Source organism: Veillonella sp. ACP1 (assembly GCF_000286635.1).
GTDB lineage: Bacteria > Bacillota > Negativicutes > Veillonellales > Veillonellaceae > Veillonella > Veillonella atypica.
Map to the genome: position 1 here is coordinate 29,685 of NZ_ALKL01000021.1, position 22,224 is coordinate 51,908.

General features: G+C 38.7%; 21 protein-coding genes and 1 pseudogene. 3 read left to right on the top strand and 19 right to left on the bottom strand.

The annotated features are described in order from the left end of the window. Window positions 1–232: 232 nt before the first annotated feature. From mmuM to HMPREF1151_RS07695, 3 genes are all read right to left on the bottom strand, one after another. A complete protein-coding gene (gene mmuM, locus HMPREF1151_RS07685) occupies window positions 233–1,252 on the bottom strand; it encodes a homocysteine S-methyltransferase (RefSeq protein WP_009661651.1) in 1,020 nt (339 codons plus the stop codon). An 8-nt stretch (window positions 1,253–1,260) separates the two neighbouring features. Beyond that, window positions 1,261–2,049 (bottom strand): basic amino acid ABC transporter substrate-binding protein, encoded by a 789-nt coding sequence (locus HMPREF1151_RS07690; RefSeq protein ID WP_009661634.1) that lies wholly within the window; start codon window positions 2,047–2,049, stop codon window positions 1,261–1,263. A gap of 267 nt (window positions 2,050–2,316) precedes the next feature. Then, the gene (locus HMPREF1151_RS07695) at window positions 2,317–4,257 is read right to left on the bottom strand and encodes an OPT family oligopeptide transporter (protein WP_009661652.1); all 1,941 of its coding nucleotides are present in this window, start codon (window positions 4,255–4,257) and stop codon (window positions 2,317–2,319) included. A 236-nt stretch (window positions 4,258–4,493) separates the two neighbouring features. Here HMPREF1151_RS07695 and pepT point away from each other — a divergent pair, with 236 nt between their 5' ends. Then, the gene (gene pepT, locus HMPREF1151_RS07700) at window positions 4,494–5,717 is read left to right on the top strand and encodes a peptidase T (RefSeq protein WP_005377708.1); all 1,224 of its coding nucleotides are present in this window, start codon (window positions 4,494–4,496) and stop codon (window positions 5,715–5,717) included. Window positions 5,718–5,811: 94 nt separating this feature from the next. Here the strand turns inward: pepT and HMPREF1151_RS07705 are convergent, their stop codons facing one another. From HMPREF1151_RS07705 to HMPREF1151_RS07780, 16 genes are all read right to left on the bottom strand, one after another. Beyond that, window positions 5,812–7,062, bottom strand: a complete 1,251-nt coding sequence (locus HMPREF1151_RS07705) for an MFS transporter (RefSeq protein WP_009661628.1) — start codon at window positions 7,060–7,062, stop codon at window positions 5,812–5,814. A gap of 263 nt (window positions 7,063–7,325) precedes the next feature. Next, window positions 7,326–7,958 (bottom strand): DNA glycosylase, encoded by a 633-nt coding sequence (locus HMPREF1151_RS07710; protein ID WP_050988787.1) that lies wholly within the window; start codon window positions 7,956–7,958, stop codon window positions 7,326–7,328. Window positions 7,959–8,035: 77 nt separating this feature from the next. Continuing rightward, window positions 8,036–8,974: a hypothetical protein gene (locus HMPREF1151_RS07715; RefSeq protein ID WP_009661636.1), complete on the bottom strand. Its 939-nt coding sequence runs from the start codon at window positions 8,972–8,974 to the stop codon at window positions 8,036–8,038. A gap of 120 nt (window positions 8,975–9,094) precedes the next feature. Continuing rightward, window positions 9,095–9,817: a helix-turn-helix domain-containing protein gene (locus HMPREF1151_RS07720; protein WP_009661656.1), complete on the bottom strand. Its 723-nt coding sequence runs from the start codon at window positions 9,815–9,817 to the stop codon at window positions 9,095–9,097. Between the two features lie 155 nt (window positions 9,818–9,972). Next, window positions 9,973–10,521, bottom strand: a complete 549-nt coding sequence (locus HMPREF1151_RS07725) for a hypothetical protein (protein ID WP_005382140.1) — start codon at window positions 10,519–10,521, stop codon at window positions 9,973–9,975. Window positions 10,522–10,529: 8 nt separating this feature from the next. Continuing rightward, on the bottom strand, window positions 10,530–11,486 hold the full coding sequence (gene floA, locus HMPREF1151_RS07730) for a flotillin-like protein FloA (RefSeq protein WP_005377705.1): 957 nt from the start codon (window positions 11,484–11,486) through the stop codon (window positions 10,530–10,532). Between the two features lie 36 nt (window positions 11,487–11,522). Next, window positions 11,523–11,987 carry an NfeD family protein gene (locus HMPREF1151_RS07735; protein WP_009661625.1) on the bottom strand — a complete coding sequence of 155 codons (465 nt, stop codon included), beginning with the start codon at window positions 11,985–11,987 and terminating at the stop codon, window positions 11,523–11,525. A gap of 171 nt (window positions 11,988–12,158) precedes the next feature. After that, entirely contained in the window at window positions 12,159–13,442 is a 1,284-nt protein-coding gene (uraA, locus tag HMPREF1151_RS07740; RefSeq protein WP_009661650.1) for a uracil permease, read from the bottom strand. Between the two features lie 27 nt (window positions 13,443–13,469). Continuing rightward, window positions 13,470–14,798, bottom strand: coding sequence for an FtsW/RodA/SpoVE family cell cycle protein (locus tag HMPREF1151_RS07745; protein ID WP_005377720.1), 1,329 nt, complete (start codon window positions 14,796–14,798; stop codon window positions 13,470–13,472). A gap of 1 nt (window position 14,799) precedes the next feature. Then, window positions 14,800–15,459, bottom strand: coding sequence for a tRNA (guanosine(46)-N7)-methyltransferase TrmB (trmB, locus tag HMPREF1151_RS07750; RefSeq protein WP_005380282.1), 660 nt, complete (start codon window positions 15,457–15,459; stop codon window positions 14,800–14,802). A gap of 146 nt (window positions 15,460–15,605) precedes the next feature. After that, complete coding sequence (locus HMPREF1151_RS07755; RefSeq protein WP_009661654.1) at window positions 15,606–16,298, bottom strand: hypothetical protein; 693 nt, start codon at window positions 16,296–16,298, stop codon at window positions 15,606–15,608. Window positions 16,299–16,773: 475 nt separating this feature from the next. Then, entirely contained in the window at window positions 16,774–17,004 is a 231-nt protein-coding gene (gene rpsR, locus HMPREF1151_RS07760) for a 30S ribosomal protein S18 (protein ID WP_004693795.1), read from the bottom strand. Window positions 17,005–17,043: 39 nt separating this feature from the next. Further along, entirely contained in the window at window positions 17,044–17,442 is a 399-nt protein-coding gene (locus HMPREF1151_RS07765) for a single-stranded DNA-binding protein (protein WP_005382135.1), read from the bottom strand. Window positions 17,443–17,463: 21 nt separating this feature from the next. Further along, window positions 17,464–17,748 (bottom strand): 30S ribosomal protein S6, encoded by a 285-nt coding sequence (rpsF, locus tag HMPREF1151_RS07770; RefSeq protein WP_005377647.1) that lies wholly within the window; start codon window positions 17,746–17,748, stop codon window positions 17,464–17,466. A 212-nt stretch (window positions 17,749–17,960) separates the two neighbouring features. Then, complete coding sequence (locus HMPREF1151_RS07775) at window positions 17,961–19,136, bottom strand: MBL fold metallo-hydrolase (protein ID WP_009661643.1); 1,176 nt, start codon at window positions 19,134–19,136, stop codon at window positions 17,961–17,963. Window positions 19,137–19,138: 2 nt separating this feature from the next. Beyond that, window positions 19,139–20,209, bottom strand: a complete 1,071-nt coding sequence (locus tag HMPREF1151_RS07780; RefSeq protein WP_009661648.1) for a hypothetical protein — start codon at window positions 20,207–20,209, stop codon at window positions 19,139–19,141. 262 nt (window positions 20,210–20,471) lie between these two features. On the opposite strand from HMPREF1151_RS07780, the gene HMPREF1151_RS07785 reads away from it, so the two are divergent. Together HMPREF1151_RS07785 and HMPREF1151_RS07790 are read left to right on the top strand one after the other, a co-directional pair. Next, window positions 20,472–21,701 carry an LL-diaminopimelate aminotransferase gene (locus HMPREF1151_RS07785; RefSeq protein ID WP_009661645.1) on the top strand — a complete coding sequence of 410 codons (1,230 nt, stop codon included), beginning with the start codon at window positions 20,472–20,474 and terminating at the stop codon, window positions 21,699–21,701. 217 nt (window positions 21,702–21,918) lie between these two features. Next, window positions 21,919–22,224: pseudogene (locus HMPREF1151_RS07790) on the top strand (IS256 family transposase); the annotation flags it as partial.

A 22,224-nucleotide genomic window follows, 5' to 3' on the forward strand; every position in this document is an offset into this window, starting at 1 on the left:
CGGTGTTGGTAAGATATAGGTGGACCAGATGTTTAGAGAGCTCAATATAAACCATATAACGATAACTAATACAGGCAATATAAACTTCCACGCTATTTTTGTAAATCTCTGTTTTATCTGCACACACCTCCTTATGTTAACTATATCATGTTGCGAATAAATATCAATTATTTATATACATTATATCATTTCACTAAAGTAAAAGGGACTGTACTTATACAGTCCCTCTCATTTATTTTACATGTATTTGTTTTGCTACTTCACGAATGATATCAGGATTTGTTCGGCAACATCCACCGATTATATTAGCCCCGGCCTTGCGCCATACATCAACATAGTCGATAAAGCTTTGTTGTCCACCTGACCATGTTTTAGTTTCTCCATCATAAGTTTCACCAAGATTTGGATATACAGCAATTGGCTTATTTGTGACAGACCTAATATCTTTAATCAAGGATTCTACATATTCCGGCGCTGTACAGTTAATCCCTATCCCCGTCACTTGACGCACCTTATCGATCATTTCAGCACATTTAATGATGGTCTCCCCACTTGAAATATGATGTTCATCTTTGCAGGAAAAGGAAATCCATGCAGGAATGCCTTTTGTCGTAAGTGGATCACACAAGGTACGGGCAATGGCGATGGCCTCATCATAGCAAGGCACAGTTTCACAGGCTAACACATCTGGGTTTTCTTCGCAGAATAATGCAATGCGAGGAATATGGAACACTTCTAAATATTCGGTTTGTACACCGTAGTCGCCACGATATTCCGATCCATCTGCCAAGAAAGCACCATATGGGCCAACAGAAGCCGCTACCAATGGTTTTGGTAAGGCCCCTTCAGAGAAGTAACGGACACTGCCATCTGGCAATTGTTCGCCTAATGTAATACCACGCAATGTAAGCGCATCATTCGCTTTAGCTTCTAAAAATTCATTACGTGCTTGCACGGCTAAACGAACGGATAACTTCACCAAATCTAGTGCTTCTTCTGTACCATACCCATGAGCTTTAAACCCAGCTACAGTTGCTTGATAACCAGAACTTTCAATAATATCTGCACCGGCTGCCAAGTAGGAAATGTGCACTTTTTTGATGATTTCTGGATTTTCAATAAGCATCTTAGACGACCACAACTCATCATGAATATTACATCCATGACGCTCTAATTCTGTACCGAATGCACCATCTAGTACAAGAGGTCCATTTTCCTTTACAATCTTCAAAAATGCTTTTCGTTTAGCCATTCTATCACCTATTTCAAATCTTCTACAGGTGGTTCTTTACCAAACCACTTTTTATAAATCTCTGCATATTTACCATTAGCCTTAATTTTGGCTAACCCATCGTTTATTTTACCAAGTAACTCCGTATTACCTTTTTTCACAGCAATACCGAGGGGCGCCGCATCATAGTCCTCACCGGTAACCTTGGCAATGCCACGGCCTTTATTATTTACATAATACTCATTTACCGGCGTATCATTAATAACGACATCTACGCCTTTATTTTCTAATTCCAAAAAGGCATCAACAATATTATTAAATTGTCGTACATCTGCATTAGGAATTTTGCTAGCAATCTCAGCACCAGTGGAGCCAATAGAAACGCCAATGCGTTTACCCTCTAAGTCCTTAAAGCTATGGATTGTAGTATTATCAATATTTACGACTAATCCATTACCAGCAATATAGTAAGGATTACTAAAATCAACGGATTTAGCACGATCCTCTGAAATAGTCATATCAGAAATGGCAATATCAATTGTATTACTTTGTAAAGCTGGTAATAAAGCATCAAAATTTAAGTTTTGAATATCTGCTTCAATGCCTTCTTCTTTAGCTATAGCATTAATAATATCGATATCAAAACCATCCAACTTGCCTGTATCTTTGTCTTTAAATCCAAATGGTGCATAGGTAGCATCTGTGCCAACGCGCCATACTTTATCATTATTACTAGTAGTATTACCACAACCAGCTATAAATAGACTACTAGCAATTGTGAAAGCACCTAGTAGAGCCGCAATTCGTTTTAATTTCATTATATACCTCAGCAGTAAAAAGACTCTACTATTTGGTCACTTAGAATCTTATACCTTTTTCTAACTAAAAAATAATATAAACATATCATATCACCCTATATATACTAGGTCAATAATTCCTACTATATAAATATGTTTTATTTGGCATAGATTATATATATATTAAAGACAATCTATTATAGTTTGGTTATTTCCATATAAAAACGCTCTCTACAAATTCCATTCATAGAGAGCGTTCTTTTGTAATCCCATTAAAAGGGATTCATATTATTTAGCTGTTTTTTTATCTTTAATATACATAGCTACCTTGTACAAGAATGCACAGAGTAACAAGTACATTACGATACTGAGGTATGTTGCCTCTGGTGTTTCTACCCATTCTTGAGCAAATACATCAATACCTGCAATACGAAGTACGGCACTGAACAAGGAACCAATAGCACCACCGGCTACAAGACCGGATGCAATTGTACTACCTTTGGAGAATCGAAGGTCTGCCAACGCTTTATCGTTTGTACTATTTTGTACAAAGTATGCAATCAAACCACCAACTAGTAATGGGGTGTTGATTTCCATAGGTAGATATGTTCCTAATGCAAATGCCAACGGTGGAACTTTCACCATCCATAAGATGATTGCAAACAATGCGCCTGCCATGTATAAAGGCCATTGTGCACTACCACCAGTCATCATAGGTTCGATGATGGCAGCCATTGCATTCGCTTGAGGAGCATTCAATGCATGGTCCCCTACGAAACCATAGGCACCATTTAATAAGATCATGACACCTACAGAAAGTACAGCACAGAGAATGGTACCAACGATTTGCCATTGTTCCATTTTTTTAGGTGTAGCACCTGTCATGTGCGCTACCTTAAGTTCGGACATAAAGTTACCGGCCATACCAATGGTTGTACCGATAAAGGATGCCATCATGAGGACTGCAATCATACCGACTTTACCAGTCATACCAGCAGCTGTTAAGCATACAGCAGAAATGATAATCATAAAGATTGTCATACCGGATACCGGTTCTGTACCAGTATAGGCAATGGAGCTAATACCTACTACAGCAAGTAAGAAGGACATGATTAGAACGATTAAGAAGGCTACGCCTGTTTGAGCGAGGCTTTCAGAATACATAAAGTGGAAGTATACGGCAAATAAAACGGTACATAACAAGATGCCTGCACCAATCCAAGATGTAGGAACATCGCGTTGTGTACGAAGCAAATTAACTTCTGTAGTTTTGGATGTGAATATATCTAAAACCGCTTTTTTAACAACACTGCCCACAACCTTAGACATACTCAAGAGGCCAATAATACCGGCCATAGCGAGCATACCGATGCCGATATGACGCACATAATCAAGGAATACCTTACGAATTGGCGCATCTGCTAAGAGTACGGATTGACCATTGATGTGCATCACATGTTCTGGCGCTAAGAAATACACAACCGGAATACATACAAACCAAGAGAAGAATGAACCAGCCGCAATAATCGCTGCATAGCGAAGGCCTGTAAAATACCCAAGGCCTAGCAATGCTGCATCGGTATCTACAGCAGCCGTCAATTTAGTTTGGTCTGCTAAGGCAGCACCCCATTTAAATGTAGCTGTACGAATGACCTCTTCCCACCAGCCAAGGCTGTTTAGAATAAAGTCATATACGAGAGCAATAAGGCCAGAACCTAACATCAATTTAGCTTTACTACCTTCGTTACTCATCAATACTTCAGCTGCAGCGCGACCGCTTGGGAATGGATACACATAGTGCATTTCTTCTACAAAATAGCGACGGAACATAACGCATAATAGAACACCAAGTACGCCACCGAGAATAATTGGAATTGCCATTTGTGTAAAGGTTACATCTGTTACACCCCAAATGTAAAGGGCTGGCAAGAAGAACATAGCCCCAGCTAATGTGTTTGTACTAGAGCTGGCGATTGCTTGAATGTGTACAGTTTCAGCAAACGCATTTTTCCGTTTCAAAATAACTGCTGTACCCATGGCAAGTACAGATACTGGAGCAAAGGCATCTACTGTTTGACCAATTTTCAAACATAGATAGCCAACAGCCAGTGTAAAGATTGCTGCATAGAACAGGCCCCAAAATACTACGTATGAATTAATTTCTTCGTAGTCCTTTTTAGGATCAAGTACCGGTTCTACGGGCGGAATAGAACGAGTTTCGTCCGACATAGTAAAACCTCCTCATAAAAAACACAAACGTATATCTATCCACCTTTATACTATCATGGTGCTATATACGTTTCAATTGCTTTATATGCATAATACGAATATTTTTACACATTATGCACCGATACACTTTGCTTTTTATGCACTACTGGTCTACAATTAAGATATATAGGCTAAATAGGTCTAACTATGGTATCAACCAATTATATATTCAATACATTCTCTCAAGGAGGCTTATTATGGAACCAATGGTTGAACGTTTTGTACGCTACACAAGCATAAATACACGGTCTAACGAGGAAAGTACAACGATTCCAAGTACGCAAACGCAAGTTGATTTTGCTACCAATGTGCTTGTTCCTGATTTGAAAGCAATTGGTCTTGATGAGGTCATCTACAATCGAGAAAACGGATTTGTCATCGGTACATTAAATGCTAACACAGATGCAAAGGCCCCTTCTATTGGTTTTATCGCCCATATGGATACGGCCGACTATAACGCAGAAAATATTAAGCCACGCATCATTGAAAACTACGATGGCAACGATATTTGCCTCAACGAAGAACATCAGATTTTCACACGTCGTACAGATTTTCCTAATTTAAAGAACTATATTGGTAAATCCTTGGTCGTAACAGATGGTCTCACACTACTCGGCGGTGACGACAAGGCTGGCATCTGCGAAATTATGGAAGCCCTCTCCTATCTCGTGGCTCACCCAGAAATCAAACACGGTAAAATCATGTGTGCCTTTGGCCCTGATGAAGAAATTGGTACTGGCGCAGATCACTTTGATGTGAAACAATTCCCTGTTGATTTTGCCTATACGATTGATGGTGAAAGCCTAGGTCAACTCGAGTATGAAACATTCAATGCGGCTGGCGGTACTGTAACGCTCAAAGGCGTATCGGTTCATACGGGTACAGCAAAGGGTATCATGATTAATTGTGCTAAACTGGCTATGCAATTTGACGCGTTATTACCTGGGGCGGCCGTTCCTGAACACACTTGTGGTCGTCAAGGTTTCTTTATGCTCATGAGCATGGAAACACAAGTAGATACTGGTAAGATGAACTACATCATCCGCGACCATGACAAAGAATTGTTCGAAGCGAAAAAAGCATTTTTCCTACAAGCAGGTCAAACATTAAACGAAATCTATGGCCGTGAAGTTTGCGAAGTCTCCGTAAAAGATCAATATTACAATATGTACGATATCATTAAAGACAATATGGAATGTGTAAACGTAGCCAAAGCGGCCATGGAAAAAGCAGGTATCACACCTATCTGCGATCCTATTCGTGGCGGTACCGATGGCTCTAAAATTTCTTTTATGGGCATTCCAACACCTAATATTTTTACTGGTGTAGAAAATCTCCATGGTCGTCATGAATTTGCATGTATCGACGATATGAAAAAAGCTGTTGAAGTTATCGTCAACATTGTAAATATCGAAAAATAATACTATAAGATAGCAAAATGACTATCCGAGCAACTGCTCGAATAGTCATTTTTTATTACTCTATAAAATTGTATCCCCAATGTCAAACATCGTTTTATACAAGTTTACCATTACGTTTACGATTTCTAATTTGTTCTTCTTCAGCACGTGCTTTCATGGAAAGATCTTTATCTGTGCCTACATAACGGCCATAGAATAAATAATAAGCAACTAAGGCAACAAGGGCTACTACAACAGTTACATGGAACATGCTTGTATAACCGACTACCTCCTTAATGGCACCTAAGATATATGGACCAAAGCCAAGGCCCACATCCAAGGCGATAAAGTATGTTGATGTAGCAACACCAATGCGGTGTACCGGTACAATTTTAACAGTTACCGCTTGACCATTAGACATGAATGTACCATAGCCAAGTCCGACGAATACGGCGGATAAAAGTACAAGCCATGTAGAGTGAGCAATGGATAGTAAGAAAATACCAAGCGCTAAAGATACGAAACAAGGATATAAAACGAAGTTTTCCCCTTTCATATCAAATAGAATACCAAGTAAAGGTCTTGTAATAGTGATCACTACGGCATAGACAACGAAGAAGAATGTACCTGCCATAATAAGATCTAAGTCTTTTGTATAGGCTGCCATAAAGCCGATAACACCAGAGTATGCAAAGCCTACAAGCACAGAAACAAGGCTAATAGAATTCATACGAGGTTCAATATAATCGGAAATCTTAATGCCCTTATGAGCTTCAGAATCGATATCAAGCTTAGTCTCCTTAAACTTCATAATTACGGCGCCAATGCCACAAATAACGATAAGGGCAACACAGAATGCGATGATAAAATCATAGCCAAGACTGTGAAGCATTAAAATACCTAAGAATGGACCTACTGCAGCAGCAAGAGAAGTAGATAAACCGTAGTAGTTAATCCCTTCGCCACGACGAGATTGAGGTATAATAGCAGCAATAATCGTACTTGTTGCAGTTGATGTAATACCGTAAGCAAAACCATTTAAGAATCGAACGCTATCGAGCATTAACAAGTTAGGTGTGTAGAAGTACATGGCCGTTGAAGCCAAATAAATAAACAAACCTAAGTACAGCATCTTTCGGCAACCTAAGACACTAATAAAGCGTCCCGCTAACAATCGTGCCACGACGGTACCGATAATATATATACCAACAGCTAAGCCTGCTTGACTGGCTGTGGCGTGAAGGTTATCTTTTGCCACTACGGCAATAATAACAATTAATAAATAATAAATCAAAAATACTAAGAAATTAATCAAAGTATCGAGGACAAATGATCTTGTCCATAAGGCCTCCTTAGCCTTATCCATAGTATCAACTCCTATTTCTAAAATATTTGTCAACCATATAATGACATTGGTTAATTATAGACCTCTCATCATAAAAAACAAGAATTAAAAAGTTATTTTTGTTATCACTTTTAATTATGACTGATGCCATAGATTTATATACAATAAGCAAATTACCATATCACCTATTTACGTAAATTTTTAATAATAAAAATACCTTTGATAGGTTCTACTCTAATTTACCAATTAGAATAGACCATCAAAGGTATCCTACTATTATTCAATTATTTTGTTTCTAATCCACAAGCTTTAAAAAATGCTTTATAAGCCTCCGCCTTCTTCACAAGACTCAACGGATAGGCTCTAGAGGTAGATGGCAAACGCGTCAAAGAAAGTTCTCGGCCTTCATAGACAAAAGGAATCGTTTCCCCTGTTTTTGGTAGTTTTACCTTTTCAGGTAATAAACTAAGTAAGATTTCTGTGGCCTTGCCACCTGTTGTACCAATATGAGTACAATCTGGTATTTGTGCTAATACGTCAGCGAGAGGAACGGGCTCAACTACCTTTAAAAACGCATCAGATGCATTACCATGCTCACGAATAGCTTTCAATACCGTTGGACAAGAAGCTATACCAATTTGAGATAAAAAAGCTTTAATCTTTTCCGCATCAAATGCTTTTTCTTCCCCTTTTCTAAAATGTTCTTTATCATCAAAGAACACCAAACCGAAAACACGCCACATATCATTTTGAAAATTAGGATAATGAAATTCCATGGCTCGCTTTTCAGATGTTGGTGGAAATGTTCCCATCATCATAACCGTTGCATTCTTCGGCAAGAATGGCGGAAATGGTCTCGTCTCTACAACTTCATTAGAATGTACTTCAACAGCCGTATTATCTTTCACGATACACATCTCCTTATTGTTTATGTTAACGATCTACTCTCACAATAACAAGCTTAGATAATTGATACTATGATAAAACTCACCTTTTATTGAACCATAGGTTGGGTCATAATCGTATTGACCGCATCAAATCCTGTTGGTACAGGAGATACGAGATATAAACATACAACGGCAGCTATAGCAAATCCAATTGCTAGGTAAGAGAAGGTGCCCCGTTTAGGGAATTCGTACAAACCAAACATGCGTATACCAATGGCCGCACCAATGGCTGTAATAAAGGATGGCAATGAGAACATGCCATATACACCAAAGATAACCATCAATCCCGCATAACCGCCTACTACAGTAATCATTGGTAGCATACGATCCATAGAACTCTTATAGTCTCGAGTCAACCCAGATGGATAGTTGGCGCTTTCAATACCGAATAAACCAAGCAAAATGCCGAAATCAACCCAGATAAATTCCCAAATACCTTTAAATGCATTTCGATTACGGCCTGCATACCAAGCAAAGGCAGTAATGGCCAAGATGGCTAAACCAACTAAGCCAAAATAGTAATCCCCACTAATAGTAGGACCTACATAGGCGCCAATAGCTGTTACAATAGCACTGAGAACGGAAAGTACAATAACGCGATGAACAGCAGGACGTTCCCGTTCAGGAATGCGTTTGAACACTGTAGCTAGTAATTCCAATACAAAGCAGGCCATAAAGACAGCAATACCAATAGCTGGGTTAATGAAGATACCAACTACCGTCAAAACTAAAGGAATTAACAAGCGCCATTTAGGAAATAATACGAGATCCTTGTAATCAAGGCGTACATCTTGTGTTTCAGATGTGAAATTATTATACACTACAAAGAGGAGCATAAACGCAACCACATCTAGTGGTGTAGCCCCCCAAATCAACAAGGTTGGTACAATAATCATGGATAACGCCACACCAGATATTCTAGATAGGCCGGCGGCGATGAACCCTAGCAGTAAAAATGGTAATAATAATGTTAAATATTCGAACATAATAAACCTCCCATCATCATATAAATCTAAGTATATAGTAATTAACTACAAATTTCTATACCGAATGGGATGAGGTTTATATAGATTTACCATACGACACCATACTATACTACGTCTCTACTAAGATTGTTGCTGCTTTAATCGGTTTCTTATAACAGACGGGGAACATTCGAGTTGTCGTGCGATAGCTGCAATGGATAAGCCTTCCATCCGTAATCTACTAATCTCATTCGTATCTACCTCTAACCGTTTACCACGTAATGCAACACCAGATTCTCGCAAATATAAGGCGACTGTGTTGGCTTGTAACTGATACGCAACACCTATATCCTTTGTACTCAACCCATGATAGCTATACAAATAGCTCATTTCATCGATAGGCATCACCTTACGCCGCCCACCGCGTATATTGACCCCCATGTGATGTAAGATATGTAATACCTTCCATCGTGAAAGCCCCATCATATGGGCAATACGAGTTGTACTATTACCACTTTCATAAGCCTTTTTAATACGATCTGGTTCTACACTATGAATAGAATGGTCATGAGTACACAGCAGTCCATACTCATGTAATCGATTAGATATGGTCGCAGTGGATACATTAAAACGGCGGGCCAAGGCTTCAATACTCGTATGACTCACTTCATATAAATTTACCAAGGTTGCGCGATTGATATCTTTACGCGTTTCACGTCGCGCAATCTTATACATCTGCATACGCCTTACAATTGTATCTACACTACACCCAATATAATCGGCAATGTCTCGTAAGGTCCATTTCTCTTTAACATATAGATTCTCTAATAATTGTTTTGGAATATTTCGTACGCTGCGATACATATAATCGCTCCTTTCATAATTTAGGCGAACTATATTCACACACCTATTACACTTATTATGAAAGGCTAGTTATAGTCTTAGCAATAGAAAAAGGGTTCCCAATAGTCACCCCGGTGACCATTGGGAACCCTGCCTTTATCAGGAACAGATATACATTATCGAACCCTATGACGCAATGCCTTCGGCTTTTCTAATATAAAAGCCCATTTCATACCTTCTTTAATATCATGACGCGACTTGCGAGCCTTCTTCGTTACAGGCTTCGTATGAGTCTCTACATCAACAAGAGGAATCTTTACTTCTTCCATTGCTTTTTGGCGCTTAAATTCTGCTAGGCGCTCAGTCAATGTAGAAACTGCAACCGTTTTACTAGTAGATACTTTATGTTCTTCTCGTTGTTTATATTGCTCTTTTTTAGGTTGTTCTGCAGATTGATTATAAGAAATTTGAGTATTAGACGACTGATAGACAGCATCATTAGATGTAGCATTAACCGGAGGTTCTTCTATTTTACGTTCAATAGAAATACCGTATTCACGCTCCATATCCTCCCAAGTCTTTTCAGCACCTGAGGTTTCATACTCATCAGCATCTTCAGTCTTTGAGCTTTTCAAAAAGGAGAACACGATATAAGCAATTATAGCTAGAACAAATATAGGATTATGCGTAAAGGCCGATAGTACTGTAGACAAAATAGAGTCCATAGCTACTCCTATTCACCATCTGCTAAATTCTCACGCATCTTAGTGTCTGCAATAATATTATTCATATTGTAGTAATCCATAACGCCGAGATTACCGTTTCTGAAAGCTTCTGCCAATGCTTTAGGAACTTCAGCTTGTGCTTCCACTACCTTAGCTTGCATATCTTGTGTTTTAGCACGCATTTCTTGTTCTGTAGCAACTGCCATAGCACGGCGTTCTTCGGCACGAGCCTGTGCGATTTTTTTATCTGCTTCCGCTTGGTCTGTTTGCAATTGAGCACCAATGTTACGTCCTACGTCTACGTCAGCGATATCAATGGATAAGATTTCGAATGCAGTACCCGCATCAAGGCCTTTACCCAATACAGTACGAGAAATGTGATCTGGATTTTCCAATACATCTGTATGCTCTTCAGAAGAACCTACCGTTGTTACGATACCTTCACCAACACGGGCGATAATTGTAGCTTCACCAGCACCACCAACGAGGCGATCAATATTAGCACGTACCGTTACGCGAGCACGAACCTTGAGTTCGATACCATTTTTCGCTACTGCAGAGATAATTGGTGTTTCAATCACTTTAGGATTAACGGACATTTGTACTGCTTCCAATACATCGCGACCTGCAAGGTCGATAGCTGCAGAACGTTCAAATGTCAACGGAATGGATGCGCGCTCAGCGGCAATCAATGCATCTACGACGCGGTCAACGTCACCACCTGCAAGGTAATGCGCTTCCAATTGATTTACATTAACCTCAAGGCCCGCTTTATTAGCTTTAATCAAAGGCATTACGATTTGAGATGGATTTACACGACGTAAACGCATACCAACTAATGTAAAAATGCCTACGTTAACACCGGCTGCCAACGCGGATACCCAAAGGCCTAATGGCACAACATACAAGAATACCATAATCCCAATCAGTAGAATGGGAATCAAAATTAAAATACCTACATCCATAGTAACCTCCATTATATACGACGATGTGGTGAAAGCTTAATCGCGCTTTCTAACAATATTGCGGCCACCTACAACACGAAGCACCACAATGGGTGAACCGGCATCGATGAAGTCCCCTTCGGTTACAACATCCACTAAATCACCATCAATTTTAGCAATACCTGCAGGGCGTAATGTTGTATGCGCTACGCCCTCCTTGCCAGCTAGATCCTTTAATACATCATTAGACACATATCCAGCTTTTGTGGTAGATCGTTGCCCTAAGGTAAAGAGCTTGCCAATCCAGGTTTTTGAAAAGTGATTAAAGAAGGTTAATAATACCACGACTAATACAATCGTGATACCGAGCACCGCATATAAGGCTATATCTGTACCACCAAGGCCGATAAATACGCCCCACATAAACAAACAGTACCCGATAAGACCCGCAATACCACCAGGTATAACTAGTTCAATAGCCATCAATACGAGACCTATAATAAGCCAAAAAATATAATCCATATAAACCTCCTTTCACAAATCATTTCATACAATATATTATACAATAGACATTTATATTTTTCCAATAGACACGCTTCTATGATATATATAAAGGCCCACTATACAAAAACGCGTAGCCGAAAAGCTACGCGTTAATTATAAGTCTTGCTATATAGTTAAATGTATAATCAATTATACATCCGTTTTCTTTAATTGATCATTACCAATACCTGTTTTTTGTAGGATAAGAAGTACAATGCTCATCCCCATACCTACAACAGTGGCCAAGCCCATTCCTTTTAAAACAACAGGACCAATTACGAGCTGTGCACCACTAAGGCCTACAACAAGAATAACAGATGTAAGAATCATGTTAACAGGGTTTGTATAATCTACCTTGCGTTCTACAAGCATGCGCAAACCAGATGCTGCAATGATACCGAATAAGAGAATGGATACACCACCCATAACTGGAACTGGAATAGCATGAATAAGAGCTGCTACTTTACCTACAAAGGAGATAATCATCGCAAGAACTGCAGCACCACCAATTACCCATACGCTAAAGCAACGAGTAATAGCGAGGACACCGATATTTTCACCGTATGTCGTATTTGGTGTAGCACCAAAGAAACCAGAAAGAATGTTCGCAAGGCCATCACCTAGCAAGGAACGTTGTAAACCTGGTTCTTTCATCAAGTCTTTTGATACGATGTTACTTGTAACAACAAGGTGACCCACGTGTTCCGCAAATACTACAAATAATGCTGGCATAATCATGACGATGGCATTGATATCAAATTCAGGCATACCATAAAACTGTGGTAGCGAGAACCATGGTGCCGCTTCAACAGCGGAGAAATCGACAACGCCCATGATAGCAGATAAGATATAACCTGCCACTACGCCGATAAGCACAGGAATTACAGCAAGGAATCCTCGGAATACGACGGTTCCTAACAAGGTCACAATCAAGGAGAACATAGATACTATGATAGCCTGCTCATGAGACATGCCAAGATTTTGATCACCGATGAGTCCAGCCATGCCCATAGCGACTGGAGCTAGTTCAAGACCGATGATAGCAACGATAGCCCCCATCGCAGCTGGTGGGAATAATTTATCAATCCAACCGATACCAATATAGCGAACTAAGAACGATAAAATAACAAAGGATAAGCCAAATACGACAAAGGCACCTTTGGCTGCCTCATAACCAAATCCTGCAGCCAATACCGCACTAACAGGAGCAATAAAAGCAAAACTAGAGCCTAAATAGGCTGGAATCTTGCCTTTACATACGAATAAGTACAGCAATGTACCAATGCCATTCATAAATAATGCCGTTGCTGGATCGACTTTCAACAAATACGGTACAAGTACGGTAGAGCCAAACATGGCAAATAAATGTTGAAAGCTAAGTGGCAATAATTTACCCAATGATGGGCGTTCTTGAATATCAATAAAATCGTTCATAATTTTCCCTCATACACAACACATATATTATCGTTTATTTGGTGGTACAAAACGTCCCGGTAATTTAGATTCAACCGTTCTATTCGGTCTAAACCGACTCTGCGTTTCCTCGCGCAACGACGGCAACGTTTCCTTATTACCTACTGGTTTAACACCTTCTACGCCACGTCTCGCAATACTTGCTAAAATACCGATAGCTAAACAATTCATCATTAGAGAAGAACCACCATAGCTAACGAATGGCAATGGCACACCTGTTACAGGCAACATACCACAAACCATGGCGATATTGAAGAATGCTTGACCACTGATGAGAATCGTAATCCCAATGGCTAACCATCTACCAAAAGCATCGCGTGCTCTATTAGCAATACGGAATCCAAAATACGTAAACATGGCCATTAAGAATACGACCAGAATACCGCCTAAAAAGCCCATTTCCTGTGCCCAAACAGCGAAGGCAAAGTCCGTATGTGCTTCAGGTAGATAGAAATACTTTGACGTACCATTCAGAAGGCCTTGTCCAAAGAACCCACCTGAGCCTACGGCTAACAAACCTTGTACAGTTTGATAGCCTTTATCCTGTGCATAGGACCAGGGATCAAACCAAGATACAACGCGTTCCCACCGATACGAACTACTACGAGCAGCATAAATACCTACGACAATAGCACCCATCAAGGATAAGCCAAATATACTTTTCTCAAAGCCAGATAAGAATATTAACAGGTAGGAGAAACCTATAATCAATACGGCAGTCCCCATATCCGGCTGTTTAATAGTGAGCAAAGCAAATATGATTGGCCAAAGCAACATATAGCACATATATCTTACGCGTTCAAAAATATAACCTAATGCTACCTCTTTTTGAGACAAACCCTTCTTAGGTTTAATCATAGATGTAAATCTGGGTTTTACCCACGGTTTATCCGCCAATTTAGCTGCTGTCCACATGAGTGCAGCCAATTTAGCAAACTCTGATGGCTGGAACGAGAATAGGCCAAGAGAAATCCACCGGCGCGCACCATTGACCTCTACACCGACCAAATATATAGCCACTAAGGATACTGCGGTCAATCCCATTATCCAAGTCAGTAATTTAGCATTTTGTAATCGACGATAATCAAATCGATACAAAAGGACACCCAAAATAGCAGAAGCCAATAAATAACCTAAATGTCTCGGTGCATAGCCCAACAATCCAGTATCTGTTGTAATCGACCCAACATAGGTGGCACTAAAGATATTAATGCTACCAATCAAGGCCATAAGCGCTATAGGCAATAACATGCCTTGTAGGTCGTTCTTAAACACTTTCTCCCAAAAGTGCCCCTTCTTTTCCCCTTTTTGCACCATATTATGCCTCCTTAGTAACAGTCGGTTTCACTGCTTCTAATCGGAAAATAGGTTGTCCCTTTGCGCTAAATTTCTCTTCATATTCCGTTTTTACATTCGGTAAATCTGTACTATGTAAATCATAGGTGACATTCTTGAGTTCCCACCCACAATTTTTGAACTCCTCTAGAGAGAACATAAACAAGTCTTCATTATCGGTTTTAAAGTGCACTTCGCCATTATCTTTTAACAAACGTGCATAGCGGTCAAGGAATGTATGATATGTTAAGCGACGCTTAGCATGTTTAGCCTTAGGCCATGGATCACAGAAATTGATATAGAATCGATCTACTTCTTCAGGGGCTACAATTTCTTCAATTCCTGCAATATCAAACAAAGATACTTTTGCATTGTCCCGTTGAGCTTCGAAAATCTTTTGTGCTGCATAGTAAATTACACCGATTTGAACCTCAAAACCAACAAAATTTGCATCTGGATATGCTTCAGACATACCCGCAATGAATCGTCCCTTACCAGTGCCTAGTTCCATGTATAATGGTCTTTCTGGATGCGAAAAAGCCTCTCTCCATCTGCCTTTATAAGCCTCTTGTCCTGATAAAATAATGTGTGAATCATACTCGCGGATAGCCTCATCAATCCACGGTTTTCTACGAAGACGCATCGTTACTCCTTATATGTCTATTCTGAAAGTACTATATTACATAACTAATTGTTACCTATCCTTATTATTATAGAAAAATGCTTTACTTTACGTCAATTAGTAATATAAAAAAGCCCCTGTCATTATGAAAAGACAAGGGCTCATCATTAATTAGATAGCATATTTTCTAAGTATTCAATTTGTTGTGGGCTCAAACCAAGCTCTGTTAAACTTTTCTTAGATGTAGCAAATACCGCATTTGATTTACCAACACGAGTACCTAATGCCGCTGCTGCTACGAGTTCACGATCAAGTTTGCCTAGACGTGATCTGTTTCTATTTTGTGGTTTTGGCTTTTTAATACGGAATGTATTATATTTTACAGCTGTTGATGCTTCATCAGCTTTAATTTTGGCAGCCATATTTGTACTATTTGAGCCATTACCTAGTAGAGCACTTAAGCCCACTCGCTTTGGCACAAGTTTATCATAATCTACACCAAACTCAGGGCGTTCTTCGCGAAGTTGCTCAAATGTAGCAAGAGCCGCATTCATTTGCTTTAAACCCGCTGCAGAGTACAACTGACGAATAGCAATACTTACCTCTTGAGGTGTCAAAGTACCACGTTCAATAGCAGAAATAATCGTTTCTCTCAAGGAGTCAAGATCTCCGCTAGCTGTATAACGTCCGATTTCAACAAGATCTTTTTGACGTTCATTGAGCTCTTTTGGCACATATATATTAAATTCTGAGATGGAAGGCGCTTTTTTGGTTATCGGTTCTGCGGCACCATTTACCTCACACAGATAACCACTGCTGACTACAGCCAAAGCCACGGCCAAAGTTAAAACCTTTTTCAATGTTTCCAAATCTCCCTTTACACACCAACAAAAGCACATTTACGTTCATATACTAACCAATACAGATTTATAAATTAGTAAAACTGTATCATACATCCAAATGGGTCAGTCTATTTTTATTATATACTACTTCATCTATTATTTATAGTCATATTGATAAAAAACTATAAAATATTTTATTTATAAATACTATTTATAACTCATATTCATATATTCAAAAAGTAGTAGTTTCTATGCTAATTAGCAAGAACTACTAATTTTCAATTCATTTATAAACAATATTTATATAAGTTATATTCTGTAGCGATTTTAACTTAGTAATGCTTTTACATCAGCTACAATTTGTTCTACAGAAACACCGTTTTCCTGCAAAATATACCACAATCTAAGAAAAAGAGCCAGTCCATACAGAACCAGCTCTTTATGTAGCAAAAAGGCGGTACAACCAAATGGTTATACCGCCTTGATTCATCAATTATTCTGCAGTGAATGGCAATAAAGCGATTGCACGTGCACGTTTGATAGATGTAGTCAATTTGCGTTGATGTTTTGCGCAAGTACCGGAAATACGACGAGGTAAGATTTTGCCGCGTTCAGTCGTGAAACGACGAAGTTTTGCAACATCTTTATAGTCGATTTGATCGATATGGTCTGCACAGAAAACGCATACTTTTCTTCTTGGCTTTCTGCCTCTATCTCTTCTCATTGCGAATCCTCCTTTTCGAATTAGTAGGAGTCTCGGACACTAGAACGGGATGTGTTCGTCATCGCCGCCTGTACTGAAACTATCAAAATTGGACCCACCATCGAAAGAATTAGTATTCATATCAAGGGATTGGCCCACAAAGTTCGCTACCACTTCAGTAACGTAACGTTTTTGACCATCCTGAGTCTCGTAGGAACGAGTTTGCAAGCGACCTTCTACAAAGCAGCGACTGCCTTTACGAAGATTACCTGCCGCTTCACCAAGTTTGCCCCATGCAACGCAATTAATGAAAGCAGTTTGTTCTTTCGTTTCATTGGTTGTAGAGTCAACATAAGTATTAGTAGCAGCTACTGTGAAAGTTGCCACTGCTCTACCAGTTTTAGTAAAACGTACTTCAGGATCACGAGCTAAATTACCTAGAATTTGTACAGAGTTCATCTTTTCTCCTCCAGGCTTTAATTATGCATCGTGTTTAACAATCAGGTGTCTTAAGACATCATCGTTGATTTTCAACACACGGTCAATTTCTTTAATTTCAGCTGGATCAGCTTCGAAATTAACCAATACGTAGAAACCGTCAGTGAATTTTTTCACTGCGTAAGCAAGACGACGCTTGCCCCAACGATCTACCTTTTCTACTGTGCCGCCTACACGAGCAATTAAAGCTTCCACTTTTTCAATGACAGCGTTAGTTGCTTCTTCTTCAGCTGGTTTCACAATAACCATGACTTCGTATTTGTTCATACAAAATCACCTCCTCTTTCGGACTAATGCCCCTATCGACACATAGGGGTAGGAAGTGCTTACCATTAATAAGCTTTACTATTATAACCTAAATTAATGATGAAAGCAAGGATTCATTTAGAAACCTTGCTTTCACAGGTAATATATTATAACTGCACAAAACAGGTGCACTTATCTATACATTCTTCGTTATAAAGGTAATCTTTCACTGTCTAAACTTCAAAAACTTCTTTATCACTCAAAATGCGTATATTTCTATGATGTAAGATACGTTCTAACCTTTCAGGACTGTTTGTATGAATAGGAATGATTAAATCAGGATTGACCAAATCAATAAACGTAATTAAATCAGATGTAGTAACATGTCCACTAGAGTGACAAATATACGATGGATATGTATCAATCAATTCCTTCAACGATTCATTATACTTAATATACCCAGTCCACATCGAGTAAATAATCCGCACATCATCTCTATTAAAAAATTTAATTTTATTTATATAAGTATCTGTACATCTGATTAAAGAAACGAATCCATCCCGCATATATGATTGAGGATATGCTCCAGAATCTACTACTAAAGGTTTGTCATGCCACTTATATAATCGGCTATCATAATAGGTACTTTTAATAACAGTATCTAGAATCGTCTTCTGATATCGATCACAGAGTAACACCTTATCGTCTGGGAGATTTTGCCATATTCCCATGATCCGATCTATATTCGTGGAAGCACACATAACAAACACATACTTGCCATCTGAGACATAGGATGTTATATCGTCCAGTACTTCAGCTTCACTAATTGTTCGTCCTTGATTTCGTGATAGCGTAGTTCCTTCCGTAATCAAAATATCGATTGTCCCAACATAATTTTTTATCAACTTTTCTATACAATGGAGTCTTAGTCCATGTAACCTAAAATCGCCAGTATATAAAATACTTTTTCCTTCTGCTTCAACGACAAACATATAGCTATCTGCTGCACTATGGTCGATAACAAGAGGTCTAATTCGTATGTCACCAATCGTAAATACATTACCGCCACTAAAAGTATTAGCACCTAACAATCGTAAATATAATTGACTATCTTTATGTTCCGAAGGAATAAGCGCAATAGCTTTCGATAGTGTCCCTACATAAATAGGAATATCTGAAAGGACCGCTTTTAGCTGCCCTAAATGATCGCCGTGATAGTGAGATATGAGAACACCATCACAATTAGACGTTCCTTCAGTTACCCCATCTATCACTAAGGGGCATGGCATATAGTATTTTTCTAAACCAAGCTCATCGCCCATATCAAGTATAATCCGAGTTGTTTTAGTGCTAATTTCTACAGCACTACCACCTATCTGATGGGTGCCACGATGGATGATTATTTTCATACTTAACCTTTACTAGAAATAGCGAGTAACGTTTCTGCTCGGTATGAACGATCCAACGTTGGAGACCAGTTGACCATTTTATTTTGATAAGGCGCTTTACTTACTGTATCAGCACGCAATACAACAAAGCGAATTTGTTTCAATTCAGGTTCTTGTTCTAAGATAGCCTCACACAAAGTTCGTAAAGAATTACGTTTATCAGTCTTAAGTAATTCTTCACACTCTTTATACTGCTGAGAAACAACTGTTTTAGACGGATAGCGTGCTTTATCAACACAATTTGAATCTATACATAACATTGAATTCTTTCCGTCGTCTGCTTCAGCGTCTTTCTTTGAATTTATACGTAGCATTAAATTTGAATCTTCTCCACCATCTGCTTCAGTACAAGACGCCTCATCAAATAATATAACTAATTCAGCTTGTAACTTATATTCATCGTGCTTTTGGGCTAAATCAGGATACTTATGCTTTAATTCATTTAAGCCGATATGTGTACCACTATTATAAATCTGCTTCCATTCAAAAAGTCTATAATACGTATAAGATTCTAGAATACAACGAAGAAGTGTTTCATTACTTCCAGTGGGTGTATATTTTAACTCTACAACAGAAATCAAATTATCCTTATCATTATAACTAGTTAAGTCAATTTCTCCACAAGAATCACCTTGTGTCATATTCAAAGGAGTTTCATAGTCAAAAATATAACCTAACCCATCAATATTGCCTTGATAAAATAAAAGCTTTGCTAAAACTTTCTCTTTACTAGTTGTCAATTGTAGCTGTTCGATATCTTTATCCTCAAATGGAGTATGACCTGTATCAAAATGATTCTTTGCGCCAGTTCTTTTGGGATGAATCCCTTTCCACTCACTAATCCAATCACGAATTAACGTATCTGCTATAACCTCAGTATAAAGTTGACCAGTTTCCTTAATGTAACCAGTATAATTAACACACGCAGCTCTATAAAAATGCTCAATCAAATAATTCTTATAATCCTTCTCTGGAGTTTTGTAATTAAGACTACGCTCTATACTAATTAATAATCTTTTGTTGTAATCTTCCATAATACTATTTCTCGAACTCATAATACATTATCAACACTGCACGATATAAGCTATTTAAATACACTCTTTCCTATACATTTATTATAATAATAAATGCCGATTAATATCGAATCAACTGCTTATTATCTATCTACAGTATACTCCTCTACATGAGTATTTAATATGACATTATATTTTATTTGAAATTCTATAGAAACCTCTTGCGCCAATTCCTTATATATTTTACTATATATAGAGAATTCTAATTATAAAAGGAGTCATCATGGCTAATATTAATGAAAACTATTTAAACCTACAAGGTTCTTATTTATTTGCTAACATTGCTAAAAAAGTAGCGGATTACCAAGCAGCTCATCCAGATGCTGACATTATTCGTCTTGGTATCGGCGATGTAACATTGCCTTTAGTACCTGCTATCATAGATGCTATGACTAAGGCTGTTCAAGAAATGGGCAAAGCTGAAACATTCCGCGGTTATGGTCCAGAACAAGGTTATGATTTCCTTCGTAAAGCAATTATCGAAGGCGATTACAAACCATATGGCATCGAAATTGGTATGGACGAAGTATTCGTTTCTGACGGCGCAAAATCCGACGTTGGTAATATCCAAGAACTATTCAGCGAAGATAATATCATCGCTATCACCGATCCTGTATACCCTGTATACCTTGATTCCAACGTTATGGGCGGTCGTACAGGCCAAGACGTTGATGGTATGTTCGAAAAGGTTGTATATCTTCCTACATTTGCAGAAAATAATTTCTCTCCAGAATTTCCTGCTGAACGTGTAGATATCGTATATCTTTGCTCCCCTAACAATCCTACAGGCACAGTACTCAGCCGTGCACGCTTAGCTGAATGGATTAAATGGTGTAAAGAAAACGACGCGATTTTGATGTTCGACTCCGCTTATGAAGCTTTCATCAGCACGGAAGACACTGTTAAATCTATCTATGAAATCGAAGGTGCACGCGAAGTAGCTATTGAATTCCGTTCCTTCTCTAAAACTGCTGGCTTTACAGGTACACGTTGTGCCTACGCAGTAGTTCCAAAAGAGGTAACAGGCAAAACTAAATCTGGCGAACGTCAACCTTTGAATCCTATGTGGAACCGTCGTCAATGCACTAAATTTAACGGCGTACCTTACATCGTTCAACGTGGTGCTGAAGCGGTATATTCCAAAGAAGGCCGCGAACAAACTCGCGCAAACATCGCTTACTACAAAGAAAATGCACGCATCATCAAAGAAGGCCTCGAATCCATTGGCCTTACTGTATACGGTGGCACTGATGCACCTTACATTTGGTTAAAAACACCTGGCAACATGACAAGTTGGGAATTATTTGACCTTCTTCTTGAAAAGGTACAAATCGTATCTACACCTGGTTCTGGTTTCGGTCCACACGGCGAAGGTTACCTTCGTTTAACTGCATTCGGCAGCCGTGAAAATACAATCCGTGCTGTAGAACGCATTAAAACATTACAGTTCTAACACTATTACAACTAAAAATAGGCTTATAGGACAAAAAGTGTGTGTGAAAACCCTTATAACACTAGATATTTACTAGTGTTATAAGGGTTTAATCTTTTTCTGGAGAAGTTTGAGGGTGGACAAAAAGTGTGGGTAAAAACATCAATTAACCCTTGTAATTACTGATTAAAATGAGGTTATATCTTCCTATATATAAACAAATATGGAGGAAGAGTTTATGCGACAAATAAAATGTCCTGATTGTAATGAAACATGTATTAAACATGGTGTTTTAAAATCTGGTTCTCAGCGTTGGTTTTGCAAACATTGTAAGGTGGCATTTACCGTTAAAATTAATAATTTAAGTAAAGAGTTAAACCTATTTTTGAATTGGTTATTCAGCACCGATATTCAAGCTGATATGCCAGGTAAAGGTCGTACATTTAGGCGTAAAACTGCTAAATTTTGGTCCATATGGCCATTGCCACCAAAAGTGGAAGAAGTACATGATGTGGTATATCTTGATGGAATTTACTTAGCTAGG